Genomic DNA, 20,628 nt, shown 5'->3' with positions numbered 1-20,628 from the left:
AATGGAAAAGAAAAAACAAAACAGTGCATTCGAAAAATTTGCTTCGCATGTTTCAAAAGCTGCAGGAAGCACAACCGCTTTTTTAAGTGCTTTTTTAATTGTGATAATTTGGGCTGTTTGCGGCCCTATTTTCAATTATTCTGAAACCTGGCAATTGGTTATTAATACAGGAACAACAATTATCACTTTTTTAATGGTTTTTTTAATTCAGAAAGCACAGAACAAGGACTCACTTGCCATTCAATTAAAATTAAACGAATTGGTTGCTTCCAATAAATATTCAAGCAATAGTCTGGTCGATATTGAAAGTATGACCGAAGAAGAAATGATTATTATTCAAAAATATTATCACAGACTAAGTGAGCTTGCTAAAAAGGAAGTAAGCATTAAAACCTCGCATTCTATTGACGAAGCACATGACCAACACGAACGCAAGGATAAAAACAGAATAAAAACACGTACCAAAACCAAATAAAATGAAGTTACGCTCATCAGAAACTTACTGGCCGTTAAAGCATGCAATGGATACAAGCTATCCGTCGTTAGACTCAGATATTACTACTGAAATACTAATTATTGGCGGTGGAATTACCGGTGCATTAATGGCATATAAACTTATTAACGAAGGAAAAAAGGTTACAATTATTGACCGTCGTGATATGTGTAACGGAAGCACTGCCGCCAGTACCGCATTACTTCAATATGAAATTGATGTATCTCTTCATGATCTTATAAAACTAAGAGGAGTCGATTGTGCCGTTAACAGCTATATAAACGGAAAAAAAGCAATTTTTGATTTGCGAATAATATGTGATGCCATAAAAAGCGAATGCGGATTTGAGTTTAAAAAAAGCATTTATTTTTGTTCTCTTAAAAAAGATCTTCCGTTTTTAAAAGCCGAATTTAAATGCCGAAAAGAGCATGGCTTTGATGTTACCTGGCTTGAAAGATGGGATCTTGAAAAAATGGGATTAAATGCCATTGCAGCAATAGAATCTAAAACTGCCGCGGTGATGGATCCGTATAGATTGGCGCAAGATTTACTTGTTTATTGCGAAAATAAAGGACTGCAGATTTACGATCGTACCAACATTACTTCTACCCAAAGTCAAAAGGGAAAACTCGTTGCACATACTGAAGATAAATGTACGATAACAGCAGATCATATTGTAAATTGTACCGGTTACGAAAGTACCGAAACACTTACTGAAAAAGTTGTCGATTTAAAAAGCACCTATGTAATCACATCCGAAAGCATTCCTGAATTACCAAAAGTATTTAAAAATGCCATTTTATGGGATACGTCTACGCCATACGTTTATTTTAGAGCAACCCCGGATAACCGAATTATTATGGGCGGTGGCGATGAAGATTTTAGAGATGCCAAAAAAAGAGACAAATTATTACCCAAAAAAGAAATTTATCTTTTAAAGAAATTCCAAAGAAAATTCCCAAAAGTCAAATTCAAATTAGATTATTCCTGGGCAGGAACTTTTGGCGAAACCAAAGATGGCTTACCGTACTTCGGAAAACCAAATCCAGACAAAAACGAACATTATGTATTAGGTTTTGGCGGTAACGGAATCACCTTTAGCGTTATTGCAATGAACTCAATTCTTGACTCTATAAACAACATAAAAAATCAGGATTTGGAGTATTACAGGTTTGGGAGATAGGTTTCTGTACAGAGGTTCAAAGGTACAGAGTAGCAAAGGCTCAAAGGTTTTTTGACCAATTGTTTACTGTAGAGGCGCACTGCTGCGCTTCTTTGCATGGTGTTAGACGCACAGCAGTGCGTCTCTACGAAAAATACTGCCGTGAAAAATAACGTATATTTTAATCTCTGAACCTTTGCCACTCTGTACCTTTGAACCTTTGCTACTTTGAACCTTATCTAATAATAAGCTCCATCTGGATATTACAACGTTTATAAGGCGTTGCCAAACCAGAAACTTTCTCGAAACCTAATTTATGGTATAAGTTAATTGCTGGTTTAAGGATTGTGTTACTTTCCAGATATAACTTTGACGCGCCAAGTTCTTTAGCATTTTTTACAATTGCTTCACCAAGCAGCCAGCCAATACTTTTTCCCTGCGCTTTTGGCGAAACAGCCATTTTTGCCATCTCAAAATCATAATTTTTATCATTCATTTTAATCAGGGCGCAAACACCAACAGGTTCATTTTTATATAAAGCAACCAAAATCTTTCCTCCTTTATCCAAAATATATTCTTTGGGATTATCCAATGCTTTATAATCTGCTTCTTCCATTTCAAAATACGTTGATATCCATTCCTCATTTAAAGCTTTAAAAGCTTCCTGATATTCGGGAGTGTACTCTATAATTTGAACATCCTGACTTTCACGCGTTTTTTTCTGTTCGTTTACTCTTTTAAACAATGATTTTTGCTCCAGTAAAAATTCCCATTCTTCGAGCGCAGCCCATAAATTATGATTTGATTCAGAAATCAGAGATTCAACAGCAGCCTCAACATCAATACATTGCAATTTTATTTTTTTAGACAGGATTAATCCTTTTTCTGTCAAAGCCACAATATTTCTGCGCTTATCTATCGTTTTTAAATTATCATTTACAAGTCCTGCGGTAATCATTTCCTGAACAATTTTACTTACTGAGGGTTGCGAATGTCCAATTTCATTAGCAATTTCAGTGATCGTAATTTCTCTTTCTTCTGTAAGTGTATAAAAAACCGGGAACCATTTTGGCATAAAATCCGCTCCATACAATTCGTAAACTTTTGCAGCATCATCTGTAATTATCGCTGTCATTAAACGCAAACGGCTTCCTAAAGCCACTTTACCTACTTTATTAAAAAATCCATTTTATAATTGATTACATAATTAGTTATGCAAATATATGTATTTTTTTAAGATACTAAGTTTTTTTAAGTAACAAAGTTGCAAAGGAACATAGGTACAAAGGTTTTTAAAAATGGCAACAGTGTGTGTTTATAATATTATTTTACAAAAAATGTCATAAAAAAAAGACGTACAATAATGTACGCCCTTGAAGAAAAAACTTTGAACCTTTGCTACTTTGTAGCTTTGAACCTCTATAAAACTAAGCTGTAATAGCCAACGGATTCAAATTGAATTTATATTCTTTTGGACTGCAATTGAATTTTTGTTTGAAGATTTTAGAGAAGTAGCTTCTGCTTGTAAAACCAATGCAATACACAATTTCAGAAATATTCAAGTCCGACGTTCTAATTAAAATTTCGGCTTTTAAAACACGCATATGTGTAATATAATCATTAACTGTGCGATTGTGAATCATTTTAAAACCTTCCTGCAATTTATTTGGTGACAGACCCGATTTTTTGCTTAATGATTTAATCGTAAATGGTTCTTCAGGATTGGCTTTTATAGCTTCAGAAAGTTCTTTGATTTCTTCCATTTCTCTTAAAGTCAAACAGTTTGTATCTTTTGAAGCAGCAATTAAATCATCTGTATGTTGTTGAATTTCCATAGCAAGAATAATTCTTAAAATACCTTCTTTCAATAAATTACGAACTATTCCGCTTTGATTTACAGCATTTAATTGCTCTATTTTTTCGGCAATTCTTAAATTATATGAACCTATGTAAAAGAAATCTTCAACAGTATTTTTACCAAAAAAAGTTTCTCTCACATTTTCATTCAATGAATGAGTTTGATTAACAGTTGCGTGAGTTCCCACAATAATCAAAGTAAATTTTGTTTTCTTATCTTTTTCAAAAAACAAAACATGTTCCTGATCTTGTTTAGAAGAAAGAATTGCTGTTTGAAACGTTTTCAATTTTCTTTCTTCACCCGTAATTCCAAAACTATGAGATAAATTACCTTTAGAACAATAGGCAAAATAAACCGGAGACGATTTTAAGTTTAAGATATTCATTCGAACATCGGCAGAAAAAGTCATATCAAACTGCACATACGAAATATCATCATTGAATGAAGCACCGGTAATAGATCCTTTTGCAAAACTATTATTGACTTCCAAAGTATATTCATCTAAATCGAAAGTTACTTTTCCGCCTACATTTAAAGTTAACTCATCAAAAATATTTTCGATTTTCTCTGTATTTATAGTTACTATTTTCATTTTGCGTGGATTTTAAAAATTCTACATTCTATTTTTAATAGATTTTTGAGAAACTTTTAGAAACAGAAACATTTCTTTTAGACGTTGGATTTCCTTAAAAATCTATCTGTCAAAGTTCGTTTAATGACCTTCCGAAAATGTTATATAATTTTTGTAATTTGTTTTATAATTACCTCTAAATGATTATTCTAATATTTAAGATTTTTTCCTCTAAATAAGCAATACAAAATGAAAAGTTTTTCTTTCGCTCCCATAACTTCAAATGATGCTAATATTTTGATTTTAGGCACAATGCCCGGCACTAAATCATTAGAACTCAATCAATATTACGGTCATAAACAAAATAATTTCTGGAAATTTATGTTCACTATTTTAAAAGAAGATTTTTCAGATGACTATCCAACCAAAAAAGCACTTTTGCAAAAAAATAAAATAGCACTTTGGGATGTTTTGCAATTTTGCGAACGAGTGGGAAGTCTGGACAGTGCCATAAAAAATGAAATTGCCAATGATTTTGAAACTTTCTTAAAAAGTCACCCTAACATAAAAACCATACTTTTTAATGGACAAAAAGCGGCGGCTTTTTTTAAAAAATACGTTCCTCTTCAAAAAGAATATAACTTAATTACCTTACCATCATCAAGTCCTGCCAATGCGAGTAAAACTTTTCAGTCAAAATTAGAGGAATGGAAAATTATTGAAACCTTGATTTAAAGCCAATATTTGAATTCTATAATAAAATCATTTTAAAATGTAACAAAAAAGGACAGCTTCTAAGATAATTTTACCAAAGGTTTTAAGATATTTAAAATAATTAATCCTTTTAATTTATATGGACTCACTACTTATAAATTATTGCCAGGGAATTAGATTATAAAATATTGGTTGTTAGTTTATTTTTAAATAAAAGCTATTCTTTATTGAATAGCTTTTATTAATTTAACACTAATATTTAATGCAGAAGAAATCATGAAAATTCAAACATATTCAAACCATATTAGGTTTTATTCATGGCATCATTTTATTTATTATCCTGTTTTAATCGCATTTTTGACAGGAAGTATATATTTTGTCTGCACCACAAACGATAAATTAATCTGGACATTTATATGTGTCTGCTTTATTTTTTTGTTCTGTCTTGCTTTTATGCTTCGCCAGCATTATGCAATTACTCTCCAAAACAGAATTGTTAGATTAGAGCTTCGTTATCGCTATTTTACACTAACCGGAAAAAGATTAGAAGAATTTGAATACAAATTAACCGACGATCAATTATTTGCCCTGCGTTTTGCGCCAGACAACGAACTGCTTGGTTTAATCGACGATGCCATCAAAAATAACCTCTCCGGCAACGCCATCAAAAAGGCAATTGTTCACTGGCGAGGCGATTATAATCGCGTCTAACAAAACCAACTTTCCATTAGTCTCTTTTAGAGGCTTTTTTTTGAACTAACCAAAATGTAAATCAAAAATACGATCAACTCTCAGTATCTTAACAATCTGGGCGTGCCACCATCCCGATAAGGGGGCAAATTTACATTGCGGTTATTCGCCCCTCATCGGGATGCTGTCGGGCTATCCGCGCTACTTCGGTAGCTTGCTCCTATCCCTCACGCGACATTCAGTATTCACAAAAAAATATTTCAGCTTTTTAAACATTCTTACAAAATTAATTCACCAAAAAAAACACAAAAGTATCTTTATTTTTACAAAATAAAATATACAATACTGATAATCAAATAAATCTAAAAAATAATAAAATAAAAAAAGTAAGAAGAACGTTTTTTTTTGTTAACTTTAATTGCTAATTTTTGTCAATAAACCTAAAAAACAATCCTATGAAAAAATTATTTTCTTTGTTGGTTATTTCCCTTTTTTGGTTTTCAGCTCAGGCACAAACCACAGCCGAAATTCCTGCTGAAACCACTTTACCTACTTTACAAAATAATAATAATTTAGAAGATCTTCAGGATTATGATGTCAATGAATTGCTCTGGCACGCCAGACGATTTAAATTTACTGCAGGAGCATTTTTTCCTTTAAACAACACACAGGTTCAGGTTGGAAGAAATAGTACCGATACAGCAACCGAGATAGATCTTGAAGACGATTTAGGATTTTCAAAATCGAGCGTGTCATTTTTATCAACATTCGAGTGGCGTATTTCAAGAAGATCAAGACTAGGTTTTGAGTATTTTAATTTAGACAGAAATTCATCAAAAACTTTAGAAAGAGATATTACTTTTGGCGATCACACGTATAATATAGATGCCAGAATAACTGCCTTTTTTAATGTTCAGATTGCAAGAATCGCTTATGGATATGCCTTTTTATCTAAACCAAAATACGAAGCCGGTTTATTAATAGGATCACACGTTATGTTTGTAGATTTAGGTCTACGTCTTGAAGGAGAAGGACAGAGTGTTGAATATAGAGATAGTTTTAATTTTACTGCACCATTACCGGATGTTGGAGTTTGGGGAGAATTTGTTCTGGGAGAACGCTTTGGTCTTTATGTAAATGCCAATTACCTCGCCATAAAAATTGACAATATCGACGGTAGAATTCTGAGTTATAATTTATCTCTATTATATAATGTACACAAAAACTTCAGTTTAACAGCCGGATACACAGGACTTAATTTTAAAATTGATACCGTAAGAGAGAGACTAAACGGATATTTAAAATGGGGTTACAATGGCCCAACTTTAACAGCAGCCTATACCTTTGGAAATCATGTTAAGCTTTATAAACACTAGTTTTTATAACCTCAATTAACAAACTCTAAAACTTACAATTCATTTAAACCATTTCTGTTGGTGTTTTGTATTTAGATTTGATCCATTTTTTATTTTAAAATAAAGAAAATTGATGTTAATAATCTCATGAATAAGTAAAGTACACAAAGCATATGATTTTAAAAAATAAAAAGATAGCCATCATTGGTGCAGGACCTGTTGGTCTCATAATGGCTAAATTACTACAACAAAAAGGAATCGATGTAACTGTTTACGAAAGAGATAAAGATTCGCAGACAAGAATCACAGGCAGTACGCTGAATTTATATAAAGATTCAGGACAAAAAGCCATGAAAAAAGCAGGATTATTAGAACGATATTTCGAAATGGGTCTTCCTATGGGAAAAATTGTTACTAACAAACAAGGTAAAATATTATTCGCCAGACAAACGACAGCCAAAGAGCAGAATGCTAATCCTGAAATAAACAGAAACCATTTAAGGCAAATATTGTTTGAAAGTTTAACTGTTGATACAGTAGTTTGGGATAGAAAATTTACCAACCTTAAAGAAGACGATGGGAAATGGCTTTTGCAATTTGAAGATGGAAAATATGCAACCGCAGATTTTGTTATAGGAGCTAATGGAGGAATGTCTGCACTTAGAAAATATATTACAGATGCCCAAACAGAATATACAGGAAGTTTTATTATAATGGGAAATGTATTTGAACCAGAAATAAAATGTCCATTATACTATCAACTTTTTAATAACAATTTGCTATTGGCTCCATGCCAAAGTAATGTATTAGTTGTAAATCCACAGAATGACAATATCCTGACTTATGCTTTGTCTTTTGAAAAACCTGAAGGATGGGTTGATGAAAATGAATTAGACTTTAAAGATACGGAATTCATTATTAATTTTTTATCAAACAGATGTGCTGACTGGCACGAATGTTACCATGAATTATTCCGGTCAACATCTACTTTTGTAAAAGGATCAACAATGAAAATGCCGTTAGAAAAATCCTGGAAAGATAAACGTCCTCTGCCAATGACACTTATTGGAGACGCTGCCCATATTATGCCTCCTTACGCAGGGCAAGGTGCTAATATAGGGATGACAGATGCATTGATTTTATGCGATAATCTAACTAATGGAAAATTTGAAACTATAGAAACTGCTGTAAAAGATTATGAAAAAAATGTTTGCTTATGCACGAGAGGCACAACTTCAAACAAGCATGATCGAAATGATTTTATATCATCCTTATGCAGCCGATTTACTTCGTATGTACTATTAATAGAATTGAGGAATAAAACGTTGATTTATTTTAAAATCAACTTATAATACAATTTCCAGAAAAAATAAACCCAACACCTTTTTCTAAAGATGCCGGGTTCATTGATCAAACTTAACTCAATTAACTTATTTTATTTCTCGACTGGAGAAAATTTTATAGCTGTTCCTCCGCCAGCTGCGAGTTTAATATCTAAAACTGTTTTACTATTTACTTTTTGTTTTGAAATCGCTACCGGATACGGATTCGTTTTGTAGTTTGCTCCTGCTCCATCGGCATAAATTTCGGCTTCGTATTCTTTTCCTGCATCTAAAAATGATAATGCTACTTTAAGATCTCTGGCATTACTGTTTGTTATAGAACCCAAATACCAGTTTTTCTCGTCCCAGTCTTTGCGGGCAATTGTGGTGTATTCTCCAATTTTAGAATCTAAAACTTTTGTGTCTGACCAATTACAAGGAACTTCTTTTACAAACTGAAATTCCGGTTTCCCTTCATAATTCTCCGGCAAGTCTGAAGCCATTTGCAAGGGACTAAAAACTATCACATATAATGCCAATTGATTTGCCAAAGTCGTCTGCACGCGCGCTCCGGATGGCGTTTTATAATCAAAATTAAAATTCCCAGGCGTGTAATCAAACGGTCCGGAAAGCATTCTTGTAAAAGGCAAAGTTGTTAAATGTTCCGGCGTGTTTCCGCCATCTACAGACCACGCGTTGTATTCCTGACCTCTTCCACCCTCTTGCGACATAAAGTTTGGATACGTACGCTGTAAACCTGTTCCTTTTATAGGTTCGTGGTTGTCGATCATGATGTGATATTTCGCAGCTGTTTCCATTACTTTTCTGTAATGACGCGCTCCGTATTGGCTGTCGTGCCATTCTTTTTTGTCCAGATATTTGTTTACGTAACCGGTTTTCACGGTATTTACGCCCATTTTTTGATACAATTTAAAAGCGTCTTCCAACTGGCTTTCGTAGTTTTTTGTGGCTCCGGCAGTTTCGTGATGACCAATTAAACGAACATTTTTCATGGCGGCATATTTTGTAATTTCTTCCAGATTAAAATCAGGATACGGTTTTACGAAACTAAATGCAGATCCGTCGGCAGTCCAGTCGCCATCCCAGCCTTCGTTCCAGCCTTCGACAAGAACACCGTCGAAATTGTTTTTTGCAGCAAAATCAATGTATTCTTTGGTGTTTTTAGTTGTTGCACCGTGTTTTGGACCTTGTCCCCACGTGAATTTTTCCAAATGCATTCCCCACCAGATTCCAATATATTTTGAAGGTGTTATCCACGAAAGATCATCAATTTTTGAAGGATCATTTAAATTCAGCATGATCGTAGAAGTTGTCAAATCTCCTGGATTATTGCCTACAATAATGGTTCTCCATGGCGTTGCAAAAGGCGTTTCGGCATATACTTTTACACCATCTTTCCACGGTACTAATTCGCTTTTGTATTGTTTATTATTTACTTTTAATAAAGTCATTGAAGCAAAATCAGTCAAATTGGCTTCATGAATCGCTACAAATAATTTTTCTTTGGTTTCAAAAGTGGCCGGCGTGTTTATAGTATCTGTTTTACTAACAGGCGTTTTGCGATACGTACTTTCATAATAACTGTTTTCTCTGTGAACAGGAATCCACCAAACATCATTTTCTGATTTAAAAGTAAACTGCGTTGCTTCATCAGCAATTTTCACTTTGTTTAAATGAGGCTGTTTCGGAAAGAAATAGCGAAATCCTACACCATCATCAAAAACCCTGAAAATAATATCAACCAAACGTTCTTCTCCTTTTGTTTCTTTCAAATGAACAATCAATTCGGTGTGGTGGTCACGAACTTTTTTGAATTCGCCCCAAGGTTGTTCCCAGGTTTCGTCAGACGTTTTTTCTTCGGTGGAAACCACTTCAAAACCTTCTGTCATTTTCTGGATTCCCTGAAATTCAAAACCCATCAAAGACGGCTCAATAACCGATTTCCCATTCGAAGAAAAACTGTATTGCGGCTGACCGGAAACAGTTAATTCAAAAACCAATTGGGTCGTTTTTCCAGGCGAACTGATTGTGTATGTTTTTTTAGTACCAGCACTGCACGCGTAAATCAATATCGACGCTAAAGCAATTAAACAGTATCTATATTTTATGTTTTTCATTATTTAATTGTATTAATTACAACTCTTTATTTAATTTCATTTATCAATTGTTTTGCTTTTGCAGGCTGTGCAGAAACAAAATAATTAAAAGCCTCATCTAATTTTTGCTGTACATCAGCATTGCTTTTCTTTTCGATTCTTAAATTGTACATTTTACTGATTTCAGGAAAAACCGATTCGGTGTTTTTTACTCCGGCAAAAGCTTTTACTTTTTCGATATACGTATAACCAAATTCTACCGTTGGTTCAAACATTGTTCCTTCGCCAAAGTCGTTCCAAGTAATTAATTGCAAAAAGTTTAGGTTGGCATTTTTAGCCAAAGCTAAAGTTTCATCCAAAGTCGCTCCATTGTTATGTTCAATTGTCCATCCAATCGCTGCTCCGCCCCCGCCTTCGGCATAAAAATCTTTAAAACCGGGATAAGCACTTCCTATTGCAACATTTAGTTTTGGTTTTGTATTGGTATAAAAATTCGTCAGGTAAGAATTGTCTTTATACACCCACGCATATTCTCCAGAAGCATTTACTCCAGCCTCTACAGATTGATCCCAAAGGGTGACAAAAGTAGGTTTTGTTGTTATGGTGTTAAAAACGTTTGTCCATTCTGCTGGTGTTTGCAATACAATTGGTCCGAAGTTTAGCAACAATGGTTTTCCGTTTACTTTGATGTAGTTTGCATCATCAAAATAATTTTTCTCCATATAAGCCAAATCGGTTTTTGCAGCTGCGGTAACCGAAATTGCTTTTCCGGCATCAACAGCGCTTTTGGTTACTCTGTCTTCATAAACGATGGCATATTCTAAACCAACTTTATCAAGCATGGCAATTAATTGTTCTGTGTTTTCTTTAACCATTCTGTAATCAAAAACATCATAAGTGCCGTACCAATCGATTAAAACACCATCAATTCCGGAGTATTTCATTAGTAATAAATGGTTTTCGATCACATTTTTATCGCCTGAATGGTAAGGACCAATTAGTGGATAATAATACGATGCAATTTCTCTGCGATTGTTTGCGCCTATCGTGTTCGGATTTTTGTTGGCCATTGTCCAGTGATATCCCCATTTTTTGTCGGCACTGCTCTCGTTGGTTTCAAACCAAGGCATGTAGTGCACGTAAATTTTGGTGCTATTTGTTTTTTCAATCGCAATGGGCGCAATAACTTCTGGTTCTGTAGGTTTATCTGAACCTTTATCATCGCTGCTGCAACCGGCGGCGATTAAAATATTCAAAATCCCAAAAAACAATAATGTGATATATCTTTTCATATTGATGTGTTGTTTGTTTTGTTTTTTTGCCACTTAATTTTCTCACGCAGATTTGGCAGATTGAGCTGATTTTTTTTGCCTGATTAAAAGATTATTACAGATTTTTTAATCAAGTTAATCTTTGGCTAAAATTATCTCACGCAGATTTAAAATAGATTTGAGCAGATTCCGCAGATCTTTTAATTAAATTAAATCTTTTTTAATCTGCTTTAATCTGCAGAATCTGCGTGAAACAAAAACTATTCACACAGATAAAATAAATCTGCTTAATCTGCCAAATCTGCGTGAAAAAAATCCTTTTAATCTGTAAAAAAACAATAAAAGATGTCAGCCTTCCACGACTAACCAACATGGAAGACTGACATTCCAGAATCTAGTTTACAGGATATCCGGGATTCTGATTAAGGTTTTTATTTGTAGTCATCACAGTACTCGGAATTGGGAAAATCGCTCTGTATTTTTCTGTCGCTCCTTTTTCCCACCATGAATCGAAGAAAGTTCCAAAACGAATGTTATCTGTTCTTCTTCTTCCTTCAAAAGTAAATTCGCGAAGCAATTCCTTATCGACATAAGCAAGATCAATCGTAGCTGGTAATTCTGTTCCGGCGCGAGTTGCAATTTGCTGTAAAAATGGTTTTGCTAAATCTGCAGATCCTAAACGAACATAACATTCGGCTTGCATCATCAAAATTTCGGCATAACGAATTACAACAAGATCGTGATCACGTTCCCACATTTCGCCCGCTTTCATTTCGTATTTCCCCAAACGAACACCTTCATTTTCTTTAGCATCGGCAACGCTTGTCACGGCTTCAGTATAGGTTAAAGGTTCTCCGTTATCCATCATAATCACTTGCCCGGTGGCTAAATTGATCTGATCTCCGGCCACCATACATTTTCTTCTTTTATCAGTTGCTTCAAATGCAGAGAAAACGCCTGGCTGTGCGCACATTCCGTTGGCACTCCAAGGATAATCTCCAATAGCAGAAAGCGTTAATTTATGCAAATAATGACATGACATTGAACTCATATAATTTCCAACAGTTCCAGCTTTTGAATCGTACGGAATTGCAAAAATAATTTCTGGAGATTTTTCATTTTGTGTCGCAAAATTGGCAAAAAATCAGGTGCTAATGTATAACCCGTTACTTTTTGGCACATGTCGATACAATCCTGCCAACGCGGTGTTCCAACGAATGCTTCTGAATTTAAATACAATCTTGCCAATAACGAATACGCTACATTTTTAGTAAATTTAGAATACACTACATTCGAAGTTAAATGCGGAAGTGCATCCAGCAATTCTTTTTCTACAAAATCATAAACCTGTTTTCTGGTAGAATTTGACGGCAACGAAGTATCTTCAAAATTAACTACGATTGGCACATTCCCAAACATATCAAGAAGATTGTAATAGTAATACGCTCTCAACGCTTTTAATTCGGCATAAATTGGTGCTTTTGCAGCATCTGTCAATGACGATTTGTCGATTTGATAAATGATCGAATTGATCTTTGCTATTCCGGTATAATTATAACGCCATGCCGAAAGAATCATACGATTGTCTGGTTTCCAGGTGTGTTTTTGTGCATCCTGATATTGGCCGCCGTCGTACCAGTTTGTTCCTCTTGTTGGAATCGTGGCTTCATCTGAAACGGTTTCGTTCAAAAAGAAAACATATTCGCAAGTTGGGTAATTGTTTGAAATTCCGTCTGCAAATCCTCTTAAAGAAGAATAAGCGCCACCAACCAATGCATCAATTTCTTTTGGCGTATTCCCAAAGTTTCCGTCTTCTACTCTATCGTACAAATCTTCATCTAAGTTTGTACATGATATCGTAAAAAGCATGCTCATCAATAGTACTGCTGTTATTTTGATTTTCATTTTTTATATTTTTGAGTTAATTCGCTTAATTGTTAAACGTGAAATTTAATCCAACAGAAATGGTAGTTGGTCTAGGATAATTGTTATATCTGTCAATTCCAGGCGCTGCCAATCCGGTTAAATCCATTACTCCGGTTTGGTTGATTCCGTCTTGTGCATTTAGACCAATTTCAGGATCAACACCTTTGTATTTTGTAAACACGGCAAGATTTTCGCCCATTAAATACATTCTCAATTTTGAACCTTTTAATTTCAATGGCAATGTATATCCAACAGAAACCGTTTGAAGTCTAAAGAAAGAAGCATCTTCGATCCAGTAACTTGAGTATTTTGGTGCAGAAGTAATACCTGTATTCAGGAAATCATCAGGAACATTAAAAGCCGGTAATCTGTTTGGGTCGTTTAACATCATGTTTGTGGCATTTAATGCTTTTTGACCAAACATTCCGTAACCAGAAATTCCTAAATCAAAATTTCCATAAGTAAAATTCATTCCGATACCTAAAGTCAAATCCGGCTGAATATTACCTAAATCTCTTTTATCTGCATCTACCAAAACGTCGTCTAAAACTTTTTCTCCGGCAGCATTGTAGTACAACATTTTTCCATCGGCGCCAAGTCCTGCACTTTCAAATCCCCAGAAAGTTCCAACCGGATATCCTTCGGCAATAATTTGAGAATATTGTCCTGACATACCCGCTAATCCGTGTAGAGATCCGCTGTAAATTACATCTGTTTTATAGGTTGGGTTTGATAGTTTTTCGATTTTTTGAACATTGTGTCCTAAAGTCAAATTCGCATCCCAGGTAAATTTATCCCCTTTTATGATGTCTGCATTCAGCGTAAGCTCAACTCCTTTGTTTGACATTTCACCAACGTTTGCCAACATATTACCCACTAAATAAGGTGGTTGTGGCACTTCATACGTATATAATAAATCTCTTGTCGTTTTAGAATACCATTCGAATGAACCTGTAATTCTATTAAATAAACTAAAGTCTATACCCACGTTTACTTGTTCTGTAGATTCCCATTTTAAATCAGGATTTGGGTTTTGTTTTGGAGAATAAGCCAAACTCCACGTTCCTGTAACAGGATCATAATAACTGTCGTTACCCACTCCTAAGATCGAAAGTGATTTATATTCACCAATTCCGTCCTGATTACCGGTAATTCCCCAACCTACTCTTAGTTTTAAATTTCCCAACCAATCTTTAGACGAAGTCATAAAATCTTCGTTAGAAATTCTCCACGCTGCAGATGCAGATGGGAAAGTTCCCCATTTATTGTTTTCTCCAAAACGGCTAGAACCGTCACGTCTTACCGTTGCAGTCAACAAATATTTGCTGTCGTAACCGTAATTGGCACGCGCATAAAACGAAACTAAATTGGATTTTCCTTTGTAGGAGTACACATCGCCCAAACGATAATTGTAACCTGCTCCTAAATTATTATAACCAAAAGCATCAGTTACAAAACCGGAACGCTGTGCACCAAAACCATTGTAAATATTTTCAAGATATGAATATCCTGCAAGCGCACTAATATTGTGTTTGTCAATAGTTTTATTATAATTTACATACAATTCTCCTTGTGCATTGGTATATTCTGCATAGGTTTTTTGAGCATAACCGCCTTCCGTTCTTCCTTCCATAACAGCGTACGAAGGTTTGTATGTACTTCCCTGCATGGCATTATGTTCTAATGAAATATTGGCAACTGCTAAGAAATCATTCAGGAATTTTACTTCAGTTTTAAAATAACCTAAAAGTCTGTGTCTTTCGTTATCAACTGTTCTGTTGGTTAAAATCTCCACCGGATTTTCGTAGATATTTCCGCCTACAGAAGAAAAATCTCCGTTTGCATCATAAACCGGAATTGTTGGGTTCAGGTTATATGAACGCTCAAAAATTCTGTAATCAATTGGGTGCCATTTATCGATATTGGCAAATAATCCCATATCAAATTTTACGGCTTTGTTGTCTCCAAGATATTGGTAGGCGTTTAAGTTTCCGCTAATTCTTTCCAGACCGCTTGTTTTAATAACACCTTCATTATTTAAGTACGAAATTGACGCTCTAAAACCGCTGTCTGTTTTACCAGAATTGATGCTTAAAGTATGCGATTGCGAAATGGCAACTTGCTCGATTTCTTTTTGCCAGTTGGTATTTCCGCCGTAATCAACAGCGTCCATATTTCCGGTTTGACGAACTTGTGCTCTCCATTGGTTTGCCGATAAAAGATCTAAATTATCAGCTACATAACCTACGCTTGATAAACCGCTGTAGGTAACAGAAACGCCTTTTGTACCTGATTTTGTGGTAATAATAATTACTCCGTTTGCTCCTCTTGAACCGTATATGGCTGTCGCCGAAGCATCTTTAAGAATGTCTACCGATTTAATATCTGAAGGCTGAACGACATTGATATCAACGCCCGCAATTCCGTCAACTACAATAAGCGGACTGTTGCTTGCCGTTAAAGAGGTTCCTCCGCGCAAGCGCAAAGTAGAGCCCGCTGCAGGATCTCCAGAAGGACGAATTACATTCAATCCCGCTACTTTTCCCTGTAAAACCTGTTCTGTTGAAGAAATTGTTCCTTTTACCAAATCATCTGCACCAACGGTCGAAATGGCCCCGGTTAAATCTGATTTTTTCTGCGTTCCATATCCCACAGAAACGACCTGAACTTCTGCCAGTTGATATCCGTCATTTTGCAAACGAACATCGATATTGGATGAAGCTGAAGTGATCTGAACTTTTTGTGTTGATGAACCTATAAACGAAACTTCGATGGAACCTCCTACGGCTACATCCAGCGAAAATTTCCCGTCAAAATCTGTTGTGGTTGCGTTTTTTGTACCTACTTCAATAATCGAAGCTCCCGGCAAAACACTTCCTGTATTGTCATAAACGGTTCCTGATACTTTCTTTTTCCCTGCGCAAATATTCCTGCCGAAAGGAAAAGCATGAAAATCATGAATACCACCGATTTAGTAGTCCACATTTGATGCAGGACTATTTTTTTATTTTTACTATTCATTAGAATTGGTGTTTGGTTTGATAGTTATTTGTCTAAAGTTTTAAGCGGAATCGTAGTGTCCGAAATTGTTTTGTCTTTATTGTCTTTGACCAAAACATGAATTTCATTTAAATTCGGAATTCCCTGAAGCTCTGAAACCAAATTGACAAATCCTTTTATTTCAGCAGTTCCGCCTGAAAACTCACCCGCAATTATTTTGCTTCCGGCTGTAATCGTGTACATTAATTTGTTTACGCCCGGTTCGTTGTTTTTTCTGTACATACCCAGAAAATCTTTTTGGCTAATTTGCAAAGGAAAAAATCCAAATACCGGCGGTGGTGGCGGCTCATAAGCTCCTGCATAAATAATCTGATCACCAGAATTCGTTGTCCAGTCTTTTGCTACAAACAGAAACGTAATGTTTTCCATAACAAAGCCAGGCTCAGGATTATAATATTCTTGTGGAATCAAATCCATTCTGTAAAAACCATTTCCAAGATCTTTCAGTTTTGTTTTTTCAGATACTTCCGGAAGCCATGCCTGATATTCCTGTTTAACCGCCCAATCGTTTAATCCACTGTGGAAATGCACACTTGGAACTCCGGCAAAGCCATCTTTTAAGTTTGAATTGAATAAAATACTAACCGGTTTATCAATTGTTGGTTTTGTTGGGTATGATCTGATTAACTCATTTGCAGTGTAAAACGAAGAGAAATCAGTGTAAGTTACATTGGCAACTTCACTTTGTTTAGATCCGTTTTTGTTTTTTAAACGAAACCAAAATCCGTCGCTTGCCGTAATTTGTGCCACCGTTCTGGAGAAATAAACGGTTGGAGTTAAAGTAAAACTCCATACTTTATTGCCTTCATAATGCAGTTTTGCAAAATCAGAAGAGTTTTCCCAGTTGCCCGCATCCGGTTCAGATGGTGACCACATCCACATATACAGATCTTCGTTTTCGGTAAAAGTTGATCCTGACATGTCAAAATACCACGTAACCTGCTCATCATATTTATAAACTACGGGAAACGATGATATTGGTCCCACAGCTCCCGCGGCTTCCTGAGCCTGCGTAAAATTCGGAGCCATTAAAAGGGCAAGTAAAATTGTATATAGAAATTTTTTCATATTACTTTTAGTTAATAGCATTTAATTTGAATACATAAGATACAAAGGCAATTCCGCCTGAAGAATGCACTAATTGAAGTTCCATTTCGTCGTTGTTTCCAGGAACCGAAGTCAGTCTGAGTTCGTCTGTTTTTTGCGTTTTCTGAGCGTCGCTGTACAAATAAATTCGAACCGGACCGCTTGCATTAGTAGGCTGAAAATCTGAACTTAATCTCCAAAATCCTGTTTTGGCAAACAATGGAGGAACGTCTCCCAGAACTTCATAACTTGTTGGGTTCCTATTTTCATCTACGTTAAATTTGATCTTAAAATCTTCGTAGTTAAAATACGTACTCAAGTTTTGTTCACTTGGTTCGATGGCATTTGCCTTAGCAGATTCATCAACCATTTTCAAATTTGTTAATCCCCAATTTCCGTTTACTTTCTCGTAAAGGGTAATCGGATCAACGTAGCTTCCGTCTTCTGTATTATCACAACCAATGGCCATGAAACACATCAAAACAGCTAACCAATAAATACTTTTACATTTCATAAATTTGTGGTTTGTTTCGTTAGTTTTTTTGTCTTCTTAAAGACAGAACGAAACTAGATGTTAAATAAATCTAAAAAAAAACATCTGAGAAAAATCAAGATATATTTTGAGTTAATAAGAAGTCAAAAATCTAATAATCAATATTTTATAATCTTGTAACGATTCAAAAAATCAAGACGTTGTTTAGATCAAATTATAGGTTTTTTTAATGGTAATAATGACAATATCTAAATTTATGCATGTATTTTTTTCACTATGCATATATATAATTGCTTTTTATTGTATAATTGCAAATTATTAGACTACTTTTAACATTTAAGAGTGATTTGACTTTATAAATCACACATTTTTAAATACAAAAAGCTAATTTTAAAGTTGCTCAATCATCAACTCTTTTAAAATTATTCTGAATCAACCAATTAACAACTACAAATCAAAAACTAACTTTACCTAACCAAAACACTATGCGAATACTATTGATTCTGTATTTTTTATTGCAGGTTTTTCTCTGGCTGCGAAAGAGAAAAATCCTGTGTTGGAAGAATTGGATAAAGTGCTTCTGAAAAAGGAAGTTTATTTAAAAAAGAAATATCATAAAATTGCGGCCATAAAAAAAGACGTTTCAAAATTTACTTTGAACCAAAACAACGAGCAATTGTATAATTGTTATATGTCGTTGTTTGAAGAATATAAATCCTTTAAATACGATTCTGCTTATTATTATCTGGAAGAAGCAAAAATCAAAGCCATTGTTTTAAAAGATCCGAAGTTTTTGGCTAAAAGCCGAATTAAAGAAGGTTTCGTATTGCTTTCCTCCGGATTATTTAAGGAAGCGATTGACACTTTGAATGTTATCGATGACCAAAAACTCGACCAGAAAAATAAATTCGAATATTATTCTATAAAAGCCCGTGCTTATTATGATCTCGCCGATTATAATAAAGACCAGCGTTTTAATATTCATTACGTGCAACAAGGAAATCATTTCCTGAAAAAAGCATTAGAATTAATTGGAACCAACAGCAACGAATATTGGGCAGCAGAAAGTTTAAAACGCTTAAAACAACAAGATTGGCGTGGCGCCGAATTTGCCTTTAGCTATTGGATAAACAACTACAATTTGCCTCCGGATTACTACGGAATCGCAACTTCGAGTCTTGGCTACATTTATTCGGAGAGAGGATATACCAAAAAAGCGATTTATTATCTCGCACTTGCGGCTATTGCAGATGTTAAAAATGCGACCAAAGAAACTACAGCGTTGCGAAATCTCGCCAACGAACTCTTTAAAATGGGAGAATTAGAAAAGGCAAATGAGTACATTAATATCGCAATGGACGATGCTACTTTTTATAATGCAAGACATAGAAAAATTGAAATTTCGTCGATTTTGCCTATTATAGAAAAAGCACAACTGAATAATGTAAAAGATAAAAATGACAAACTGGAAAGAATTATTATTCTGTTAACGATTCTGACTTTGATTATTATTTTGTTTCTGATTATCATCTTTAAACAATTAAAAGAAAAGAATAAAGCCCGTAAAATAATGGCTTCTTCCTACGCGCAATTGCAGGAAATGAATGTGAGTTTAAGCGAAGCCAATGCAATTAAGGAAGAATATATTACGTATTTTATTAAGGCGACATCGGCGTTTATTAATAAAATTGATCACATACAGAAAAGTACGCTTCATAAAATTATCACCAAGAAGACAGATGAAGTTATCGCGAGTTTAAAGCGTTATAATGTAAAGGAAGAACGGGAAAATCTCTTCCATCAATTTGATGAAATCTTCCTAAAATTATTTCCCACTTTTGTGACCGATTTTAATAATTTATTTCCAAATGATCATAAATGCATCGTTAAAAAAGGAGAACTTTTAAATACCGAACTCCGCATTTTTGCCTTGTATCGATTAGGGATTCAGGACAGTAGTCAAATGGCAGAATTTCTGGAACTTTCTGTAGCTACAATTTATACGTATAAAACAAGAATCAAAAGTAAATCAGATTTTAAAGATACTTTTGAAGAGAAAATTATGGCGATTAAAACGATATGATTTTTTGCCCACGGATTGGACGGGTTAAAACAGATTGACGCAGATTAGAAAAAAACATTTTAATCTGTGTCAAAAAAAAACGCCACGAATTCACGAATTTTAAAACAATTTAATTTTTTGCCCACGGATTGAACGGGTTAGAACAGATTGGCACAGATTAGAAAAAAACATTTTAATCTGTGTCAAAAAAAACGCCACGAATTCACGAATTTTAAAACAATTTAATTTTTTGCCCACGGATTGAACGGGTTAAAACAGATTGGCACAGATTAGAAAAAACATTTTAATCTGTGTCAAAAAAAACGCCACGAATTCACGAATTTTAAAACAATTTGTTTTTTGCCCACGGATTGAACGGGTTAGAACAGATTGGCACAGATTAGAAAAAACATTTTAATCTGTGTCAAAAAAACGCCACGAATTCACG

The 20,628-nt window shown here is 34.6% G+C and carries 16 protein-coding genes and 1 pseudogene; 7 read left to right on the top strand and 10 right to left on the bottom strand.

Going from position 1 to position 20,628, the window contains the following annotated elements; genetic code table 11:
• The first annotated feature begins 1 nt into the window (after position 1).
• Positions 2 to 475, top strand: a complete 474-nt coding sequence (locus ACZZZT_RS13045) for a low affinity iron permease family protein (protein ID WP_463460692.1) — start codon at positions 2 to 4, stop codon at positions 473 to 475.
• A gap of 1 nt (position 476) precedes the next feature.
• Positions 477 to 1,676, top strand: coding sequence for an NAD(P)/FAD-dependent oxidoreductase (locus tag ACZZZT_RS13040; protein WP_463460691.1), 1,200 nt, complete (start codon positions 477 to 479; stop codon positions 1,674 to 1,676).
• A gap of 214 nt (positions 1,677 to 1,890) precedes the next feature.
• Here the strand turns inward: ACZZZT_RS13040 and ACZZZT_RS13035 are convergent, their stop codons facing one another.
• Both ACZZZT_RS13035 and ACZZZT_RS13030 read right to left on the bottom strand, forming a co-directional pair.
• Positions 1,891 to 2,790 carry a bifunctional helix-turn-helix transcriptional regulator/GNAT family N-acetyltransferase gene (locus ACZZZT_RS13035; protein WP_463462427.1) on the bottom strand — a complete coding sequence of 300 codons (900 nt, stop codon included), beginning with the start codon at positions 2,788 to 2,790 and terminating at the stop codon, positions 1,891 to 1,893.
• 292 nt (positions 2,791 to 3,082) lie between these two features.
• Complete coding sequence (locus ACZZZT_RS13030) at positions 3,083 to 4,105, bottom strand: helix-turn-helix domain-containing protein (RefSeq protein ID WP_042565415.1); 1,023 nt, start codon at positions 4,103 to 4,105, stop codon at positions 3,083 to 3,085.
• A 228-nt stretch (positions 4,106 to 4,333) separates the two neighbouring features.
• On the opposite strand from ACZZZT_RS13030, the gene ACZZZT_RS13025 reads away from it, so the two are divergent.
• The 4 genes and pseudogenes from ACZZZT_RS13025 (at position 4,334) to ACZZZT_RS13010 (ending at position 8,148) form a co-directional block, all read left to right on the top strand.
• Positions 4,334 to 4,819: a DNA-deoxyinosine glycosylase gene (locus ACZZZT_RS13025; RefSeq protein WP_463460690.1), complete on the top strand. Its 486-nt coding sequence runs from the start codon at positions 4,334 to 4,336 to the stop codon at positions 4,817 to 4,819.
• 255 nt (positions 4,820 to 5,074) lie between these two features.
• A complete protein-coding gene (locus tag ACZZZT_RS13020) occupies positions 5,075 to 5,509 on the top strand; it encodes a DUF6526 family protein (RefSeq protein WP_463460689.1) in 435 nt (144 codons plus the stop codon).
• A 434-nt stretch (positions 5,510 to 5,943) separates the two neighbouring features.
• Positions 5,944 to 6,864 carry a hypothetical protein gene (locus tag ACZZZT_RS13015; protein WP_463460688.1) on the top strand — a complete coding sequence of 307 codons (921 nt, stop codon included), beginning with the start codon at positions 5,944 to 5,946 and terminating at the stop codon, positions 6,862 to 6,864.
• A 152-nt stretch (positions 6,865 to 7,016) separates the two neighbouring features.
• Positions 7,017 to 8,148, top strand: a pseudogene (locus tag ACZZZT_RS13010) (FAD-dependent oxidoreductase).
• A gap of 130 nt (positions 8,149 to 8,278) precedes the next feature.
• Here ACZZZT_RS13010 and ACZZZT_RS13005 read toward each other — a convergent pair.
• From ACZZZT_RS13005 to ACZZZT_RS12970, 8 genes are all read right to left on the bottom strand, one after another.
• Positions 8,279 to 10,303, bottom strand: coding sequence for a glycoside hydrolase family 97 protein (locus ACZZZT_RS13005; RefSeq protein WP_463460687.1), 2,025 nt, complete (start codon positions 10,301 to 10,303; stop codon positions 8,279 to 8,281).
• 26 nt (positions 10,304 to 10,329) lie between these two features.
• Positions 10,330 to 11,574: a glycoside hydrolase family 71/99-like protein gene (locus ACZZZT_RS13000; RefSeq protein ID WP_463460686.1), complete on the bottom strand. Its 1,245-nt coding sequence runs from the start codon at positions 11,572 to 11,574 to the stop codon at positions 10,330 to 10,332.
• Positions 11,575 to 11,947: 373 nt separating this feature from the next.
• Positions 11,948 to 12,604 (bottom strand): RagB/SusD family nutrient uptake outer membrane protein, encoded by a 657-nt coding sequence (locus ACZZZT_RS12995; protein WP_463460685.1) that lies wholly within the window; start codon positions 12,602 to 12,604, stop codon positions 11,948 to 11,950.
• Complete coding sequence (locus ACZZZT_RS12990; RefSeq protein ID WP_463460684.1) at positions 12,601 to 13,458, bottom strand: RagB/SusD family nutrient uptake outer membrane protein; 858 nt, start codon at positions 13,456 to 13,458, stop codon at positions 12,601 to 12,603. Before ACZZZT_RS12990 ends, ACZZZT_RS12995 begins: the two co-directional genes overlap by 4 nt.
• Before the next feature lie 25 nt (positions 13,459 to 13,483).
• On the bottom strand, positions 13,484 to 16,348 hold the full coding sequence (locus ACZZZT_RS12985) for a SusC/RagA family TonB-linked outer membrane protein (RefSeq protein ID WP_463460683.1): 2,865 nt from the start codon (positions 16,346 to 16,348) through the stop codon (positions 13,484 to 13,486).
• Positions 16,321 to 16,500, bottom strand: a complete 180-nt coding sequence (locus ACZZZT_RS12980; RefSeq protein ID WP_463460682.1) for a hypothetical protein — start codon at positions 16,498 to 16,500, stop codon at positions 16,321 to 16,323. Before ACZZZT_RS12980 ends, ACZZZT_RS12985 begins: the two co-directional genes overlap by 28 nt.
• Positions 16,501 to 16,524: 24 nt before the next feature.
• The gene (locus ACZZZT_RS12975) at positions 16,525 to 17,607 is read right to left on the bottom strand and encodes an antibiotic biosynthesis monooxygenase family protein (protein WP_463460681.1); all 1,083 of its coding nucleotides are present in this window, start codon (positions 17,605 to 17,607) and stop codon (positions 16,525 to 16,527) included.
• A 7-nt stretch (positions 17,608 to 17,614) separates the two neighbouring features.
• The gene (locus ACZZZT_RS12970) at positions 17,615 to 18,139 is read right to left on the bottom strand and encodes a DUF5004 domain-containing protein (protein WP_042565409.1); all 525 of its coding nucleotides are present in this window, start codon (positions 18,137 to 18,139) and stop codon (positions 17,615 to 17,617) included.
• Positions 18,140 to 18,671: 532 nt separating this feature from the next.
• Between ACZZZT_RS12970 and ACZZZT_RS12965 the strand changes: the two genes are divergently transcribed.
• Positions 18,672 to 20,201 (top strand): DUF6377 domain-containing protein, encoded by a 1,530-nt coding sequence (locus ACZZZT_RS12965; RefSeq protein ID WP_463460680.1) that lies wholly within the window; start codon positions 18,672 to 18,674, stop codon positions 20,199 to 20,201.
• The last annotated feature ends 427 nt before the right edge of the window (positions 20,202 to 20,628 follow it).

The organism is Flavobacterium sp. AC274, from assembly GCF_979258275.1.
Note: the sequence above shows the minus strand (reverse complement) of the source record. Positions and strands in the feature narration are given on the sequence as shown.